Annotated in this window: 17 protein-coding genes; 2 read left to right on the top strand and 15 right to left on the bottom strand. The window is 54.9% G+C overall.

All coding sequences use genetic code 11. From position 1 onward, the window contains the following. Positions 1 to 43: 43 nt before the first annotated feature. The 4 genes from ACTIKR_RS16480 to ACTIKR_RS16495 form a co-directional block, all read right to left on the bottom strand. The gene (locus tag ACTIKR_RS16480) at positions 44 to 457 is read right to left on the bottom strand and encodes a GtrA family protein (RefSeq protein WP_442328406.1); all 414 of its coding nucleotides are present in this window, start codon (positions 455 to 457) and stop codon (positions 44 to 46) included. A gap of 216 nt (positions 458 to 673) precedes the next feature. Next, entirely contained in the window at positions 674 to 1,429 is a 756-nt protein-coding gene (locus ACTIKR_RS16485; RefSeq protein ID WP_442328407.1) for a glycosyltransferase family 2 protein, read from the bottom strand. Continuing rightward, the gene (locus ACTIKR_RS16490; protein WP_442328408.1) at positions 1,422 to 2,552 is read right to left on the bottom strand and encodes a hypothetical protein; all 1,131 of its coding nucleotides are present in this window, start codon (positions 2,550 to 2,552) and stop codon (positions 1,422 to 1,424) included. Before ACTIKR_RS16490 ends, ACTIKR_RS16485 begins: the two co-directional genes overlap by 8 nt. Before the next feature lie 113 nt (positions 2,553 to 2,665). Then, complete coding sequence (locus ACTIKR_RS16495; protein ID WP_442328409.1) at positions 2,666 to 3,940, bottom strand: sugar transferase; 1,275 nt, start codon at positions 3,938 to 3,940, stop codon at positions 2,666 to 2,668. Positions 3,941 to 4,234: 294 nt separating this feature from the next. On the opposite strand from ACTIKR_RS16495, the gene pgi reads away from it, so the two are divergent. Together pgi and ACTIKR_RS16505 are read left to right on the top strand one after the other, a co-directional pair. Next, complete coding sequence (gene pgi, locus ACTIKR_RS16500) at positions 4,235 to 5,767, top strand: glucose-6-phosphate isomerase (protein WP_193088488.1); 1,533 nt, start codon at positions 4,235 to 4,237, stop codon at positions 5,765 to 5,767. After that, positions 5,764 to 6,873 (top strand): glycosyltransferase, encoded by a 1,110-nt coding sequence (locus ACTIKR_RS16505; RefSeq protein WP_442328410.1) that lies wholly within the window; start codon positions 5,764 to 5,766, stop codon positions 6,871 to 6,873. The genes pgi and ACTIKR_RS16505 overlap by 4 nt, the downstream gene beginning before the upstream one ends. 181 nt (positions 6,874 to 7,054) lie before the next feature. Here the strand turns inward: ACTIKR_RS16505 and galE are convergent, their stop codons facing one another. From galE to ACTIKR_RS16560, 11 genes are all read right to left on the bottom strand, one after another. After that, positions 7,055 to 8,089, bottom strand: a complete 1,035-nt coding sequence (gene galE, locus ACTIKR_RS16510) for a UDP-glucose 4-epimerase GalE (protein ID WP_193088355.1) — start codon at positions 8,087 to 8,089, stop codon at positions 7,055 to 7,057. A gap of 289 nt (positions 8,090 to 8,378) precedes the next feature. Next, a complete protein-coding gene (gene lipA / locus ACTIKR_RS16515; protein WP_100696638.1) occupies positions 8,379 to 9,359 on the bottom strand; it encodes a lipoyl synthase in 981 nt (326 codons plus the stop codon). Between the two features lie 274 nt (positions 9,360 to 9,633). Further along, a complete protein-coding gene (gene lipB, locus ACTIKR_RS16520; protein WP_442328414.1) occupies positions 9,634 to 10,260 on the bottom strand; it encodes a lipoyl(octanoyl) transferase LipB in 627 nt (208 codons plus the stop codon). Continuing rightward, positions 10,260 to 10,535, bottom strand: coding sequence for a DUF493 family protein (locus ACTIKR_RS16525; protein WP_128396139.1), 276 nt, complete (start codon positions 10,533 to 10,535; stop codon positions 10,260 to 10,262). Before ACTIKR_RS16525 ends, lipB begins: the two co-directional genes overlap by 1 nt. After that, positions 10,535 to 11,401 (bottom strand): D-amino acid aminotransferase, encoded by an 867-nt coding sequence (locus ACTIKR_RS16530; RefSeq protein WP_193088356.1) that lies wholly within the window; start codon positions 11,399 to 11,401, stop codon positions 10,535 to 10,537. The genes ACTIKR_RS16525 and ACTIKR_RS16530 overlap by 1 nt, the downstream gene beginning before the upstream one ends. 18 nt (positions 11,402 to 11,419) lie before the next feature. Beyond that, positions 11,420 to 12,736 (bottom strand): D-alanyl-D-alanine carboxypeptidase family protein, encoded by a 1,317-nt coding sequence (locus ACTIKR_RS16535; protein WP_226816800.1) that lies wholly within the window; start codon positions 12,734 to 12,736, stop codon positions 11,420 to 11,422. Between the two features lie 85 nt (positions 12,737 to 12,821). Beyond that, positions 12,822 to 13,493, bottom strand: coding sequence for an alpha/beta hydrolase (locus tag ACTIKR_RS16540; RefSeq protein WP_442328411.1), 672 nt, complete (start codon positions 13,491 to 13,493; stop codon positions 12,822 to 12,824). Continuing rightward, on the bottom strand, positions 13,493 to 13,654 hold the full coding sequence (locus ACTIKR_RS16545) for a hypothetical protein (protein ID WP_442328412.1): 162 nt from the start codon (positions 13,652 to 13,654) through the stop codon (positions 13,493 to 13,495). Before ACTIKR_RS16545 ends, ACTIKR_RS16540 begins: the two co-directional genes overlap by 1 nt. A gap of 1 nt (position 13,655) precedes the next feature. After that, positions 13,656 to 14,456 carry a type III pantothenate kinase gene (locus tag ACTIKR_RS16550; RefSeq protein WP_193088359.1) on the bottom strand — a complete coding sequence of 267 codons (801 nt, stop codon included), beginning with the start codon at positions 14,454 to 14,456 and terminating at the stop codon, positions 13,656 to 13,658. Between the two features lie 4 nt (positions 14,457 to 14,460). Next, positions 14,461 to 15,321: a biotin--[acetyl-CoA-carboxylase] ligase gene (locus ACTIKR_RS16555; protein WP_193088360.1), complete on the bottom strand. Its 861-nt coding sequence runs from the start codon at positions 15,319 to 15,321 to the stop codon at positions 14,461 to 14,463. Positions 15,322 to 15,324: 3 nt separating this feature from the next. After that, positions 15,325 to 16,406 (bottom strand): 3-deoxy-D-manno-octulosonic acid transferase (locus ACTIKR_RS16560; protein ID WP_442328413.1); only part of this gene is annotated, 1,082 nt, incomplete at its 5' end.

The following is a 16,406-nucleotide window of genomic DNA, read 5'->3' on the forward strand; positions in this document are numbered from 1 at the left end:
AAAATATTTATTGTCTATCAAAAGCGGCATCGATTATTAATTGCTATTCCTTTCGTCGATACAATATGAGTCGTAGTTGAAGAAAATTGACTCCCATACCAGCTAAGCTGCCAATCATCACTCCAAATATTGGTTCAGCATACACGCTGGGAATCAAGCTTATCGATATAGCGTAAGCCGCATAATTGACCACTCCCCCTGCCATCATGATGCCGGCATAATGAAGAAATTCGGAAAGAGCTCCGGTATCTCGAGCATTGTCGCGAAAGGTCGTATTTCGGTTCAACAGCCAAGTCACAAAAACTGCACAAAGAAATGAAATCGCACGCGCCCAATAACTCCCCAACTGTTCTTTCAGAAGGTACAGGATTACTGTATCCACCAAAAAGCCGGCCGTACCTGCAAATCCGAAAAATGCTAGATCTCTACATAATTTCTTGGAGACAAATTTAAACATTAGAATTCGGCGTATGCGTCTGGACGCGTTTATATCTCCCCCAGAACTGTCACATTTATAGAGCGACTGGAGACTCAAATTTCTGGGAGATCCTAGTTTTCTGAAGTTATTTTATGTATGCAAAGAAAGCGCGATCAAAAACTCGAATTATTCACAAAGCAGCAAGTAAGATCAAAACGCTTCCACTTCGGTAAACGCAGGGTCATACCGTATTGCTCAAATACGTTTTCTGACGGCTTGTATCGCATACCGAAATAAGTAACAGGCACTTTGAATCACTCCGAGCCCCAACACTTTCCGATAAATTTGCCACTGCCAAAGTAGCGCTTTGAACTTGTTAGCGGAAAGCGAACCATCATGTACGTTATATCGGACCCAAGGCTGGGATGTCGGTAAAACGCATCTTGCGACAATATTTTTTCTTCGAAAAATATCTAGCCAGAATATATAGTCTTCATGGCCCGTGTTAACGAAGCTTATATCGTCAATTAAACCACGCTGTAACATGACTGTAGACAAACCGATACAATTTCCGTTCAGCAACAATGCATAATCGGCATGTTCAGGAGGAACTACAGTATTAAGGTAACTACCATTCTCATACCGATCGTAAGCGGTATAAGAAAGAGGAACCGATAACGAATTCATAAAACGATGCTGTACCAACAGCTTTTCCTTTCTCCAGGTGTCGTCACTGTCTATGAAGGCGATATAGTCACCTCTTGCGTGTCGGAGGCCTGTATTTCGGGCATAAGCTACGCCTGAATTCTGCTCATTGCTAACAACGAGGAGTCGCTCATCTTTTTGCTTATAAGATTCAATAATCAACCGGGTCTGATCGGTGGAACCGTCATCGACCACGATCAGTTCCAAGTTTGGGTAAGTTTGTTCCAATACTGATTCGATCGCTGAAGCTATAAAATCCTGTGCATTGTAGGCTGGTAAAATGATGCTTATCAGCGAGTTATGCATGTCGTCGTCCGTTCATCAATTTCGCCACGGCATTTAAATACACGCCGCTGTAGTTGGTATCGTAATATTTTGAATAAGTAGTCTCCCATACGTGAGCTGCCATTTTGGCTTTTATGTTTACATCGGCTTCTTGCAAACCATCCAACCAGCGTTGTAATGCCTGAACTCCTTCAGACACTGCCCATCCCGTATTGAGCCTTGTAACTTTCTCCCCGGGCGGAGTCCCTACTGTTGTAACCAACGGAACACCAAGCATCAGATGCTCATAATATTTGTTTGGAGCTGCGTATAAATGATTAGGTACTGATCGATAGTATAAGCCCGTCATGATATCCATCTGTCCCATTATTGCCAGTCCTTCCTGAGACGAACGTGCTCCATAGAAATGGATATTTGAACTGGGCCCCGCCTTAGTTGCAATAAACGCATCCAAAGGACCGTATCCAGCAATGTGTAATCCGATTTCCGGACATTGAAGAGCAAGTTCCAGTAAGTCCTCCAAACCTCTATGTACTGGCTCGAGGACACCAAAATAGCCAATATCCCACCGCTTTGCCTCTGGCGTATGAAAAAGCGTTTTTTCAATAGCGGCTATAGGCACATTCTCAAGAACGATAACATTTTTTGCCCCCGGGCTTAGCTCGTGTTGTTCATACCTGGAACTATCAGCAAGAATAGACAAATCTGCTCGCTTGATACAATAGTTCTCAAGTTTGTCGATGAGCGTTGCCAACGCGCGGGGCATCTTACGCATGGATGAATATTTGTCATAGATATCAAATATCAGCGGACGCCTGAAAAGTCGACTGAAGACAAAGCATGGAATGACGCTATCAAAATCTACAACATGTATGCATCCCACATTTTTTCGCTTATTAAACAGCCATTGGAACAGATAAATATTCCATAGAAATAAGTTGAAAATGTTTTTCAATCCGTTTCCCAAAGGCGCTCGTCGCTTAAAGTAGGAAAAACGGGCACTTTGCTCAGGCAAAATATCAGCTCTTGCCCACCCTACAAAATGATAGGAAATACCTGCCTGGCTAAGCACCGACATATATTTTTTTAATTTCCCATCAAAATCGGGAACAAAAGACCTGACAAATACAAGGGCTGGTTTCATTATTAACGCCAATCAAATTTGTAAACATATTAATCAGACATGACGATCGCACGAGGTAGAGTGCCGCTATCTCTTTGGATCATCATTTATGTGGTGGCAAAGAATATGTGTAATTATCGAGCCCCTGCTCCGGTGAAAACCGTTTTAACTGTAAGAAAGACAATATATATATCCAAGGCAATAGAGGCATTCTTAATGTAATAAAAATCATGTTCTATCTTGATCTGCGTTTCATCGACATCGGCCGCGTAACCGGACCGAACCTGTGCCCAGCCGGTGATGCCGGGCTTAAGCACGTGCCGATAACTGTAGAACGGAATAAGCTCGTCAAACTGTTCGACAAAACTGGGTTGCTCCGGACGCGGGCCGATCAGGCTCATTTCACCACGAATCACATTGATATACTGCGGCAATTCGTCAATGCGCAGCATTCTGATAATACGCCCCACACGGGTAATGCGACCATCATCTTCCCTCGCAAATGCCTCGGTCTCGTCACCAGTACAGGCCATGCTGCGAAACTTGTACAAGGTAAAAGGCCGATTGCCGCGACCAATGCGGGTTTGGGTATACAAGATCGGGCCAGGACCATCCAGCCTGATACACACGGCGGTGACGGCGCATACAATAAGCACCAGCGGCAATGTAAGCAGAACAATGAAAATATCGAACAGGAACTTCAAGCGTTCGTAGTTGCGGCTGGGCAACAGCGACCCGATGTCGTTCTCAGACATTTTACGGATCGAAACCCGACCTGTGAGCGATTCCAGCAAATGCTTGGCGTTATAGACGGCCGTGCCCTTGAGCACACAGCGCGTCAGAAAGCGCTCCCAGGTGCCGTCAATGGCATCGAAATCGGCAACCACACCGTCATAACGGATTTCCTGGAGATCCGGCGCCTTCAGAATACGCGTGTCAATGAACGGAATCCTGGTCAGTTCAGCAGCGCGCCCCATGTCGATCACCGCCAGCTTGACCTTTTTAAGGTGCTGCAGCACCATAAATTCGATATGCAGCCAGAACAACGCCACAATACCGCTGGCAAACAGCAGATACCGTGATACTTCCAGGCGAAAGAGCAATACGATCAGCGACAGAATCAAATAGATCGCCAGAACCTGAGGCGCGACCAGGGCGGCATTGCGTCCACCCGGGTAACGGGTCAGCAGGCGGAAGACGGCCACGTTGGACAGGACCAGCGCAAGCGTGGTGACAACTGCTGCCGTGACCTGGCCGTTATCGGGCGACCAGACCGCCCGCGGCCCCCACATCAGCACGTAAGGCAACGCAACGCTCAGACTCCAGCCGATTACTATTGAAAACACCCTGGAGAACAGGAGTTGCTCAAAAAAACGGTCAAACCGGCGGGCAGGAATTAGTTCATTCACGTTTCGGTACTGATCCATGTAATACACGACATGCATTACACTACGGATCGGAAGATAAAGCTGCTAGTTTACCGCTTAAAGGTCACACTTCGCCTGTGAGCAATTAAAGTATTGAAAAGGCGTTGTATTGCCGACAACACCTTATTTCAGGGCGTTTCCAACATAAAGAAGACTCATTCGCATTTATTCCTTACGGTATACTTGGCGCTATCGCTCGACAAGCTTTAACCCTGAACTGTTTTTGGCAGGAACAACTTGAATACTGAACCGGACGCTCACAAATCATTGACACAAATGCTGCAATGGCACGCATACGTCAAGGCTATCAATGCTGCGCCTCGTGCGGCCCCTGCCCCGCGGCTTATCGAGGCCGGTGGCATGCTGATCGACCTGACTGCCCAAACCTATAGTCCGGATGTACTCACAACCACCACTGCCCTGCTCCAAGCCCGCAACTTTACCGGCGCCCGCCAGGCGCTGTTTGACGGCGAACCAGTCAATACCACAGAGAACCGGGCAGCCTGGCACACTCAGTTGCGCACCCCCCGTCCCGTCGAAGAAGTTGCCGAGGAACGCAAGCGCGCGCTTGCGTTCGTTCGGCGCAGCGACAGCGAGCGCCGCTGGCGCAACATTGTCCATATCGGCATTGGCGGCAGCGACTGGGGCGTAAGGCTGGTCGTGGGCGCCTTTGGCTATGCCGGCATGTGGCGTAATATCCGTTTTGTTGCCAATATCGACGGTCATGCGGTCGAGGGGGGGCTTGCTGGCCTTGATCCGCGCGAAACACTGATCGTCGTGGCTACAAAATCGTTCAAAACGGCCGAAACCCTGGAGAATGCCAACCGGGCTATTGAATGGATGCAGGCGGCAGGCATTGCCAAGCCGCTGAACCAGGTGATTGCAGTAACGGCCAACCCACAGGCGGCCCAGGAATGGGGTCTGCAGCAAAGCCAGATATTCCGGTTCTGGGACTGGGTGGGGGGGCGTTTCTCCATCTGGTCGGCCGTGGGTGTCGCTGCGGGCCTGGCGGTAGGGCCCGATGTGGTTGCCGGGCTGCAAAGTGGCGCCAAGGCCATGGACGACCACTTCCTGACCACGCCCATCCAAGAGAATGCGCCAGTGCAACTGGCCATGGCCGGTATCGCCAATCGCAGTATCCTGAATTATGGCTCGCTCAATATTTCGGCTTATGATTCCCGGCTGGCCAACCTGATTCCCTATATCCAGCAACTGGAAATGGAGTCGCTGGGCAAATCGGTCGATATCAATGGACAACCGATTACCGTGCCTACCGGGCCGGCAGTCTGGGGGATGCCGGGCACCGATGCGCAGCATACGTTTTTCCAGTGGCTGCACCAGGGTAGCGACGGCGCGCCGGTCGATTTCATCGCCTGCCAGCACGAGGATCATGCCTGGAAAGAACACCACATCCAGTTGCTTGCCCACTGCCTGGCCCAGCGCGAAGCGCTGATGAACGGCAAGACGTATGAACAGGCGTTGCGCGAAAACATAGAGACGGGAATGCCGGACGCAGCCGCCCGCGAGCTGGCAAAACACAAGGTCCACCCCGGCGGCCGGCCGTCCAACCTGATTATGATGCCCAGCCTGACGCCTTTTTCGCTGGGAGCCCTGCTGGCCCTGTATGAACACAAGGTATTTGTCCAGGGCCTGGTGTGGGGCCTGAACCCATTCGATCAATGGGGGGTGGAGTACGGCAAGGTGCTGGCAACCGACATTACCGCCGAATTGAAAGGCGCAGCAGCACTGGCGCCGCACGACGCCTCTACCCATTACTGGATTGAACGCATTCGGTCGCAAATGGAATGAAAATCCTCTTTACCAATTTCCATAAACGCAACGGCGGCGGGCACGTAACCTATATTCTGAACCTGTTGCGGCAGTTTGCCGACCATGACTGCTGGCTGGCCACGCCCGGCACCAGCAGACTGTTTCGCTATGCCCACGCGCTGGACGGCGTGACGGTCAGGGAACAGACCTTCAATTCCCGTATCGGCAAACTGATTCCGGAAGTACGCCAGTTGCGACAATTGATCAGGCAGGAGCAGTTTGACATTATTCACGTCAACGCCTCTGCGGATCACCGGCACGTGATGCTGGCCTGCCTGGGGTTGCCGCAGCGACAACGCCCGCGCATTGTTCTTACCAAACACAACGACCATTCGGTGCATACGATCGGACACCGGCTGCGCGCCTGGCTGGCCACCGATGCCGTCATTGCCGTCAGCCACTACGTGGCGGGATTGTTCGCCGACAGCGCCTACTCGTGCTTTCCGATACACGTGATTCATCACGGCGTTGACGTGCAGCATTTTGCACCACCCTCCCGCGCTGAACGAAGCGCGGCACGCAAAAGCCTGCTGGGTGCAGATGATCCGCAATTGATTGTGTTTGGCAGCACCGGCGGCACCGATTATGAAAAAGGCTGGCTCGAACTGGTATATGCGGTGGCAGGACTACCAGACGCATTACGCAGGCGGTGCCGTATCGTGGTGGCCGGCGACCCGCCGCCGGACGATATTATCCAGAGTATCGACGGGCTCCAAATGCAGAACCAGGTGATCTTTCCTGGATTGCTGGATGACACGCGCCCCGTGCTGGCCGCCAGCGACTTAGGATTTGTCCTGTCGCACCGGGAAGCACTGTCTTATGCTGCGCGTGAAAGCATGGCATGCGGGCTGCCGACCATCGTGAGTGATACGGGCGGCCTGCCCGAAAACCTGGAGCATGGCGTCTCGGGTTGGGTAACGCCGACACTGGACGTCACCGCATTGCGCGCCCTGCTTGCGAAGATTCTGCCTGATGCGCCAGCCCTGGCAACCGTGGCTCAGCATACGCGGCAACGCGCCGAAGTCTTGTTCAATCTGTCGGTCTTTGCCAACAGCACCATGGATGTATACAAAGGCGTGCGCTAACCCTGTTGTCGCCGTGGGTGCACCAGACGCGGCCTGTCGGGCCGCGCAAGTCCATCTGCGCCATTTCATCTGCACGATTTCACCGGCGTGATTGCATTTGAGCTATTTCGTTTGCGCTATCTCATTTGCGCTGTCTCGTTCGCACCCTCTTTCTTTTAGCGAACCATCCAGACGCTTGCCGCTATTGTTGATCGCTGTCGTCGCTCCGATAGCCCTGTGGGTTGTTTTTTTGCCAGCGCCAGCTGTCAGACATCATCAGTGACAGCCCCCGTCTGGCGGTCCAGCCCAGTTCCCGGCTCGCCTTCTCGGGATTGGACCAGCACTCGGCGATATCGCCTTCGCGCCGGGGCGATAACGTATAGGGAATGGACACCGCCGTGGCCTCTTCAAATGCCTTGACGATATCCAGCACGGAGTACCCTTTGCCCGTACCCAGATTCCAGGTATGGGCGCCGGTTTTATCGTGAATAAAATTTAAGGCAGCCAGGTGACCCTGGGCCAGATCGACCACATGGATATAGTCCCGCACACCGGTGCCATCGGGCGTCGGGTAGTCACTACCGAATATGGCCAGCTTTTCCAGTTTCCCAACCGCCACCTGCGTAATGTAAGGCAACAGATTGTTGGGAATGCCGTTGGGATCTTCGCCGATATACCCGGATTCGTGCGCCCCGGCAGGATTAAAGTAACGCAGAATTGCCACCGACCATCGCGGATCGGACTTTGCCAAATCCTGCAGGATGCGCTCGACCATCAGCTTGGAACTGCCATAGGGATTGGTGGGATTGCCCACCGGACAGGTTTCTGCAATCGGCATGGTCTCGGGCTCGCCATAGACGGTCGCTGAAGAACTGAAAACAATGCGACGGACCCCGGCGTCGGCCATGGCTTCGGTCAGTGTGACTGTTCCGCCCACATTATTATCGTAATACCGAAGTGGCTGGCGGACACTTTCACCCACGGCTTTCAGGCCGGCAAAATGCACCACCGCATCAATATTGTGCGCGCTAAACAGCGCATCCAGCACAGGCCGGTCGCGAATATCGCCTTCAATAAAGATGACAGACTTTCCGGTGATTTTCTCTACCCGGTCCAGCGATGTGACCGAGCTGTTGGACAGATTGTCCAGCACGACAATCTCGTGTCCTGCACTCAGTAATTCGATAACGGTGTGTGAGCCAATAAACCCGGCGCCGCCGGTAATCAGAAGTTTCATGCCGGGATTCCCACTATGCAGATTCAGATCGGAGTGATATTGACCGGATTATAGTGCAATGACCGGCGCAAAACCGGCGGGGCAACCGACTGAAAAGGGCAGATGGCGGGATAATTGACCGGAAAACGACAAACCGGACCGGATTGCCTGCGCAACCCGTGTCCGGTAAATCATGCGCCATGCTCGTAACCATGGCGCAGGCATTGCCTGAATTTCAGAAAACCTCGTCGATAGAGCGATATAGTGCACGCCCAATCGCTAACGCCATCAGAGATCAGGTCTGCTCACATCAGAAACCGGCCGCGTGGGCCTGTTCGTCGGCGTGGTAGGAAGACCGTACCATGGCCCCGACAGCAGCGTGCGTAAAGCCCATTTTGTAGGCCTCTTCCTCGAACATTTTGAAGGTATCGGGATGAACGTAACGCAGCACGGGTAAATGGTGTTCTGAAGGTTGCAGATACTGGCCAATGGTCAGCATATCAATATCATGGTCGCGCATGTCGCGCATGACCTGCAGGATTTCCTCGTCGGTTTCGCCCAGTCCCACCATCAGGCCGGACTTGGTCGGTACGTTCGGATAGCGCTGTTTACAGTCGCGCAACAGTTTGAGCGAGTGCATGTAATCAGCGCCGGGACGGGACTGTTTATACAGGCGGGGAACGGTTTCCAGATTGTGGTTCATGACATCGGGCAGGCCGTTGCCGAAAATGTCCAGCGCCTTGTCCAGGCGACCACGAAAATCGGGAACCAGCACTTCAATCTGGGTTTTGGGAGAACGGCTGCGCGTCTCGTTGATGCATTCGACAAAGTGGGCCGCGCCGCCATCGCGCAGATCATCGCGATCAACCGAAGTAATGACCACGTAGTTCAGACGCATCGCCGCGATGGATTTGGCCAGATTGGACGGCTCGTTGACATCCAGCGGATCGGGCCGGCCATGGCCCACATCACAGAACGGACAGCGACGCGTACATTTGTCGCCCATAATCATGAAGGTAGCCGTACCCTTGCCAAAACACTCGCCAATATTGGGGCAGGAGGCTTCCTCACAGACTGTGAACAGATTGTGTTCGCGCAGGATTTTCTTGATGTCGTTAAAGCGTGAATTGGGCGCCGCCGCCTTGACGCGAATCCATTCGGGCTTTTTCAGGCGTTCAACCGGAATAATCTTGATTGGGATCCGCGACGTTTTATCGAAGGATTTCTGTTTCTTGGTGGCGTCGTACTGTTCGTCTTTGACAGTTGGGGTTACTGCTGTGTTTGTAGTCATAGTGATGTCACGGCCCTTATGGGAATGGACGTTACGGCAATAAGGCAGGTGTATTTACTGACGGCGATTTATGAAAGCCGCGTGAAATTTCAGCTTATTTTAACGCTTAATAGGCGCTTATCCGCAAAAACCCTAAGAGCGCCATAAGTTTAGGCGGCGGCGCCTCTGGACAATGGGTGCCAGCGCGCATTCACCGGGCGATCGGGCCAGATCCCTGCCAGACCATGTTCCAGCCCTATCGCGAACACATTGCAGCCACAAACCCCGGCACGTATCAGGAAAACCGGGGCAACAACCGCTCAAGCACGCGCATGCCTGCTTCCTGCACAGTCGTATTGACACCCATGGTTTTCAGATCTACCGTTTGTAAACCCGCGTAGCCACAAGGATTGATGCCTGCAAAGGGTTGCAGGTCCATATCGACATTAAGGGCCAGGCCATGATAGGCGCAGCCCTGGCTGATTTTCACACCGAGCGCAGCAATTTTGGCCAGACTGCCGTCCTGCAAGGACACATAGACGCCGGGCGCCCCAGCCTTGCGACAGGCTTGTTTCAGGCCGAAACTAGCCAGGGTGTCAAGCACGACATCCTCGATCAGCGTCACGTATTGCTTGACGTAAATGCCCTGGCGACGCAAATCGACCAGCGGATAGACGACCAGTTGCCCGGGACCGTGGTAGGTGACCTGTCCACCACGATTGCAATGGACCACCTCGATCGCACCGGTATTGAGCAAATGTTCCGGCTTGCCGGCTTGCCCCAGTGTATAAACCGGACGGTGCTCTACCAGCCAGATTTCGTCCGGTGTCTCTTTGTGGCGACCTTCGGTGAACGACTTCATGGCCTGCCATACCGGCTCGTAGGGCGCAGGCCCGTCCAGATGGCGTACCTGTACTTGCATCACAAAACGATTTTGACCAGCGCGTGTCCGTGCAGCGCACGATACAGATTATCGAGCTGCTCACGGGAGGTGGCGCGTACCGTAAATGTCAGGCCAATGTAGTTGCCCTTGCTGCTTGGGCGCATCTCCACCGTAGCCGGATCAAACTGCGGATCGAACTGCAACACCACGTCTGTCAAGAGTTGTGCCAGTTCGGGATGCTGAACGCCCATGACCTTGATAGGAAAATCACTGGGATATTCAATCAGCGACTGCTCTGGTGGAATGTCTTTCATCATAATCGGGAAATTTCCTTGTCGTATTCAGCCCTTACCTTTCTGTATATGGGGCCGGGCTGGCCATTTCCAACCGGTGCGCCGTCCAGCTCCAGAACCGGCAACACTTCCTTGGTGGCCGATGTGACAAGGATCTCATCTGCAGCAAAAACTTCTGCACGAGTAATGTTGCGGGCTTCAAACGGCACTGCCGCCCGTTCGGCCAGCGTTGCCAGCAGACCGTAGCGAATCCCTTCAAGAATCAGGTGGTTCTTGACAGGCGCCAGCAAGGTGCCATCTTTGACCACCCACATATTGCTCAAGGACCCTTCAGTCAGAAAATCATTGCGAAACTGGATCACTTCATCCACGCCGCGCTCGGCGGCTGCCTGGCGCGCCAGAACATTGCCCAGTAACGACACCGACTTTATATCGCAGTGCAGCCAGCGCTCATCCGGCCCCGAGATTACGCGAATACCGTGCTCGCGCTGCTGTGCAGTTGGCCGGATAAACGGACCGCTGGAGCAGAAAATGGTGGGCGTAACCGCAGGCACGGGGAATACATGCTCGCGTTTGGCAACGCCACGCGTAACCTGCAGATAAATAAATGAGTCATCGGTTTCGGCGCGATCAATCATGTCCTGCATCAGGCCGGCCCAGAACTGTGAGGTTTTGCCGGTGGCCAGGCTGATGGCGTTCAGGCTGCGCTCCAGGCGCTGCACATGCTCGTTCAGCCGGAACGGCTTGCGGTTGTAGGCCGGCACGACCTCATATACGCCATCCCCGAAAATGAACCCCCGATCGAATACCGAAATTTTTGCTTCGTCGGCCCGTACATACTCACCGTTAAGATAAACGATGCTGTCGCTGTCTATACCCTGTATCACAACACTCTGCCCGAAAGATTAGCTATTGAAACTGCTCAGGACCTTGTCCCACATGCGTCCGAAGAAGCCGGCTTGCGGTACATCTTCAAGAACGGTGAGTGACTCCTGCTTGAGTACTTTACCATTGAGCACGAACTGAACATTGCCCACTGTCTGGCCCTTGGTCAGCGGCGCAACCAGTTTGCCGTTAATCTGCGTAATGGTCTGGACCTTGTCTTCCATGCCACGCGGCACGGTCACGCTGACGCCGTCGGCGGCACCCAGCTTGGCCTGCTTGACTGTGCCTTCCCAAACGCGCGGGCTGATGAGCGGCGCATCAGCTGCAGCCACCTGTTTGGCGGTAAAGTTCTGGTAGCCCCAGTCCAGCAGGTTCTGGCTGACCTGTTCGCGTTCGCGCACAGTTGCCGCACCAACGACCACTGAAATAAGACGACGATCATCGCGCTTGGCTGCGGCGATCAGGCAGTAGCCGGCATCTTCCGTATGCCCGGTTTTGAGCCCATCCACGCCAATATTGCGAGACAGCAGGCCATTGCGGTTGTGCTGGCGAATTTTGTTGTAGGTAAACTCAGGCTGGCTGAAATAGTGGTAATACTTGGAATGATCCTTGATCACGTGCTGCGCTAGCACTGACAGGTCGCGTACCGTCGTGTAGTGGTCCGGTGCCGGCAGGCCGGTCGGATCGGTAAAGTGGGTGTTGGCCATACCGAACAGCGCCGCTTCCTTGTTCATCTGGTTCACAAATACATCTTCGCTGCCGGCCACGGTTTCGGCCAACTGAATGGTGGCATCGTTACCAGACTGCACGACCATGCCCTTGATCAGATCATCGACAGTCACTTGTGTATTGACCCGGATGAACATGCGCGAACCACCGGTGCGCCAGGCTTTTTCCGAAACGGTCACTTCCTGTTCCGGGCGGATGCGGTTGTCATCTAGTGCCGAGAACACCAGACTGGCGGTCATCAGCTTGGTCAGTGAAGCAGGCGACACTTTCAGGTCCGGTTCCTGGTTGCCGATAATCTGGCCCGACGTGGCATCAATCAGGAACCATGCCTTGACATTGGTTTGTGGCGGCGTCATGCCGGCCACCTCTGCAAGCACAGGCGTATTGGCGTTGGTTACCGGCACGCTGGAGCGTGATTCAGGCTTGGGGGGTGAAGTAGGGGCTTGTGTAGAGGATCCGGTTTGCGCACTGGTTTGCGTCGTGTCCGAACCTGTGGTTGTCTGCGTGCTGCCCGAGGACGCACTATTGTTGGTTTTATTGAAGAAGACATAAGCGCCGCCTGCGACCAGGACGATGATCAGGATGAGAACAATACGACGTAGGAACATGGAAACGGATCCGGATAGAAGAAAGGATTTGAGAAGAGATGGGCCTGCCAGTTAGGAATTATAAGCGCTTGCAGGACAAAATGCGTTACAGGGTGGTTTCGGCGGACATCTGCTGCAACGCGTCGAGCGCCAGTTTTTTCAATTCGATCAGATAGCCATGAAAAAAATGGGTGGCGCCGGGAATAACCGTGACGGCAATGCGATAGCTGGCGATCCAGTCAAAGACTTCCTGCAGGGGTACCACTTCATCACGTTCCCCATGGATAACTACCGTGTTGGCAGGTAGCATCACCTCGCGCCAGGCGAACCGTTTTACTGCCGTGCCCACCAGGGTCAGCAATTGCGGCAAGGGCTGGGTTTGCTCTTCGTGCAACACCGAGTACAGTTGCGCTGCCACCGACGTTCCAAATGAAAAGCCGGCCAGCAGCCATGGCTTGCCGTCCAATTGAGGATGCGCAGTCAAAAAGGCCTGGATCAGCTGTTGCATGTCCTCGGTTTCGCCGCGCGCCTGGTCAAAACTGCCCTCAGATTTGCCGATACCGCGAAAATCGGGACGCAGCACGGCGTAACCTGCCTGCGCGTAGGCGCGCGATAAGGTCGTGACCACTTTATTGTTGCGCGTGCCACCATGCAGCGGGTGCGGGTGCAGAACCAGCGCCCAGCCCAGTAGCGGCTGGGCCGGATCGGGCCAGTCGACAAGACAGTCGATGCGGCCTGCCGGGCCGACGGTATCAAACGGTTCAGTCTGGATAGACATTAGCGTATCGGTCCTACTTCAATGGCGCCAGGCCGAAATTCGGTGGGGGTCTTGACGGTCGCCCCCAGACGCGATTCGCCCGGCTTGAGGCCAAACCAGCCTGCGCCCAATCCGTAAGTAAGGACATTGGCCAGGACGACAATAAAGAAAAGCGTGCGCATATCAGGCGTCCGTTGAGTGCTGTGCAAGCGCGCGCAGGCCGTCAAGGACCGGCGATTCGCTCTCGATGACCGGTATTGTACCAAATCCCATGTCAACGCTGAATGAATCGATACGCGCCTGCAGTTCCGGCATGATCGCCGCGCGCGCGCCCCCGGTGACAAAAACCAGCGGCGCGCGGCCCAGATGTTCGGTCACCTGCTGCCACTGCCGGATCACACCACCCGTTTGCGCAGCCACAATGCCGGCGGCAATGGCCGCCTGGGTGTTTTGCGGAAATGATGGCCACACCTGTGCTGACATCGGGGCAACGGGCAGGCGGGCCGTCCCTGCGCCCAGCGATGATTGCATCATGCTGACGCCAGGGAAAATCACCCCGCCCAGAAAAGTTTCATGATCGTCGATCGTATCGACCGTCGTCGCCGTCCCGAAGCTGACAAGCATCATCGGGCCATCGACGGGTCGCGCAGCCAGAATGCCCAGCAGGCCAAGCCAGCGATCGGGCCCCAGCTCGGCCGGGTTGTGATAGCGGTTTTTCAGCCGCAGCAGGCGCGCTCCCGGCGTCTGCCACTGGATCAGGCACGGCGCAAGGATCGCGTCCAGTTCCTGGCGGATCGCCTCGGTGGTGACACTGACGCCCAGCGCCCTGGCCGGCGCCTGCGGCAGTTGCCTGATCAGATCGGCCAGGGCATTCAGGTCCGCAGCAGCAAAGGCATGAACGCCTGTGTCGGCAGACCGGCCTGCCGAATCGTAAAGGGAAACTTTGATGCGCGAGTTGCCAGCGTCAATCAGAACGGTCAGCATAGGGTCAGCCCTGGCCTTCAGGCCGGATGGAAATATCGCCGATCGTAATGGCGTGCTGTTGTCCGGCGCATTCTACCAGCAGACAGCCGTCCTGATTAACGCCACGGGCGGCGCCGGACAGGACGATCCGCTCATCCTGGATCACATTGACCTGTTGCTCGCGCAGTGCATCTATCTGCGAATGACGCGCCATGAAAGCGGCAAACCCCTGCTGCTCATACTGCGCAAAGGCGTCGCGCCACGCCCGGGCAATGCGTGCAACCAGCAAGGCGATGTCTTGCGAGCGACCGGGGTCATCGCTCATATCGCCCAGCACCGAGGTCCAGTCGGCGACCTTGCGCCCCAGATGCTGGGTCAATTCCACTGCGCTGGATAAATTCATCCCCATGCCGACGATGACCACATGGTGGTGCTGCGATTCGCGCTGCACCGGCCGGGCTGATTCGACCAGCAAACCGGACAGCTTGGCCTGATCGTACAAAATATCATTGGGCCACTTCATGAGCAGGCGATCCTGCACCGCCGGGCCGGTGATTTTTCGCAACTGCTCGCAGGCGACAATCCCCACGACCGGCGCCAGCATGGGCAGGCGCGCAGGCGGCACGAACACATCATAGGCGCAGGAAAACATCAGCGTGGAACCGGGCGTGTCCTGCCAGCGCCGCCCTGCCCTGCCGCGTCCGCTGGTCTGGGTATGGGCGCCCAGCAGCGCCGGCCGGCCCATGGCAGATTGCGTACCTCTGACTTCCTGCATCAGGTTGACGTTGGTCGAACCGACCTGCTCAACCCAAGCGATACTGGCAAAGTCTGGCAATGCCGAATAAAGGGTTTTTTGCAGGACGGAGGCGCTTGGTAACAGTGACATGGTTTACTTCAGATAAGGCTGCAACGCAGACATGATTCTATCGGTAGCGCCCTCGTGCAGGGACAGCCATTCTTTGGCAGCGCGACTCATGCCCAGGCGCAATTCGGGATTCTCCAGAATCCGCAATGCCAGGCCAATCGCCTCGGAGGGCGTCTGGGCGCGGCGGGCAGCGCCCTCGGCCAGCGCATCTTCTACCGATTGCTGGAAATTGCGGGTATGCGGGCCCACGATGACGGGCAGGCCAAGCGCACTGGCTTCGATATGATTCTGGCCACCCAGCTCGGCAAAACTGCCAGCCACGATGGCCACGTCGGCCAAGCCATAAAAGAAAAACATTTCACCAACCGAATCGCCCAGCAATACATCGGCCGTGCGCAACTGGTTATCGGTCGGAAAGTCGCTGCGCCGACAGAGACTCAGGCCATCATCAGCCAGATATCCGGCGACCAGATCAAAGCGTTGCGGGTGCCGGGGCACCAGGACAAACAGCGGCATCCGATTGTGGTCGACGCCCGATGCGTCTTGCCGGTCTGCCCCGCCCTGTTCGTCCCGAGAGGCCTGATAGGTCTTTTTTACCTCGGCGATGGCGCGGGTAAACAACTCGTCTTCGCCTTCCCGAGTGCTGGCAATCACAATGACAGGCCGCCCGATATGGCGTCGCGCCACCTGCCCCATATGCGACTGTTCGGGCGAGATGCGCAGGTCAAACTTCAGGTTACCCACCACGCGGGTGCGCTTGACGCCGATTTCCGCAAGACGCGCTGCGTCAATGTGGGTCTGGGTGAGAATCAGGTCAATACTGGTCAGCGCCTTGCGCAGCACGCTGCCCAGCAGTTGTCCGCGGCGCAGCGACGCCGGTGAAAAGCGCGCACTGGCCACGATAACGGGAATATTCTGTTTCTTGGTCTGAGCCACCATATTAGGCCAGATTTCGCGTTCGATCAGGACACAGCAGCGCGGCTTCCAGTAATCGAGAAACCCTTGCACGGCTTCGGGAAAATCGTAAGGCATCCACGCCTGGCACAATCTGCCGGTATTGATGGCCGGCGCAAACAGTTTGCCGCCAATTGACCTGCCGGTTTCCG

The organism is Advenella sp. (assembly GCF_052108595.1).
GTDB lineage: Bacteria > Pseudomonadota > Gammaproteobacteria > Burkholderiales > Burkholderiaceae_B > Advenella.

Excerpts from the sequence above, each read along its gene's own strand:
- ACTIKR_RS16480 (WP_442328406.1), bottom strand. The coding sequence starts at position 457 with ATGTTTAAATTTGTCTCCAAGAAATTATGTAGAGATCTAGCATTTTTC.
- ACTIKR_RS16485 (WP_442328407.1), bottom strand. The coding sequence starts at position 1,429 with ATGCATAACTCGCTGATAAGCATCATTTTACCAGCCTACAATGCACAG.
- ACTIKR_RS16490 (WP_442328408.1), bottom strand. The coding sequence starts at position 2,552 with ATGAAACCAGCCCTTGTATTTGTCAGGTCTTTTGTTCCCGATTTTGAT.
- pgi (WP_193088488.1), top strand. The coding sequence starts at position 4,235 with ATGCTGCAATGGCACGCATACGTCAAGGCTATCAATGCTGCGCCTCGT.
- ACTIKR_RS16505 (WP_442328410.1), top strand. The coding sequence starts at position 5,764 with ATGAAAATCCTCTTTACCAATTTCCATAAACGCAACGGCGGCGGGCAC.
- galE (WP_193088355.1), bottom strand. The coding sequence starts at position 8,089 with ATGAAACTTCTGATTACCGGCGGCGCCGGGTTTATTGGCTCACACACC.
- lipA (WP_100696638.1), bottom strand. The coding sequence starts at position 9,359 with ATGACTACAAACACAGCAGTAACCCCAACTGTCAAAGACGAACAGTAC.
- lipB (WP_442328414.1), bottom strand. The coding sequence starts at position 10,260 with ATGCAAGTACAGGTACGCCATCTGGACGGGCCTGCGCCCTACGAGCCG.
- ACTIKR_RS16525 (WP_128396139.1), bottom strand. The coding sequence starts at position 10,535 with ATGAAAGACATTCCACCAGAGCAGTCGCTGATTGAATATCCCAGTGAT.
- ACTIKR_RS16535 (WP_226816800.1), bottom strand. The coding sequence starts at position 12,736 with ATGTTCCTACGTCGTATTGTTCTCATCCTGATCATCGTCCTGGTCGCA.
- ACTIKR_RS16540 (WP_442328411.1), bottom strand. The coding sequence starts at position 13,493 with ATGTCTATCCAGACTGAACCGTTTGATACCGTCGGCCCGGCAGGCCGC.
- ACTIKR_RS16545 (WP_442328412.1), bottom strand. The coding sequence starts at position 13,654 with ATGCGCACGCTTTTCTTTATTGTCGTCCTGGCCAATGTCCTTACTTAC.
- ACTIKR_RS16550 (WP_193088359.1), bottom strand. The coding sequence starts at position 14,456 with ATGCTGACCGTTCTGATTGACGCTGGCAACTCGCGCATCAAAGTTTCC.
- ACTIKR_RS16555 (WP_193088360.1), bottom strand. The coding sequence starts at position 15,321 with ATGTCACTGTTACCAAGCGCCTCCGTCCTGCAAAAAACCCTTTATTCG.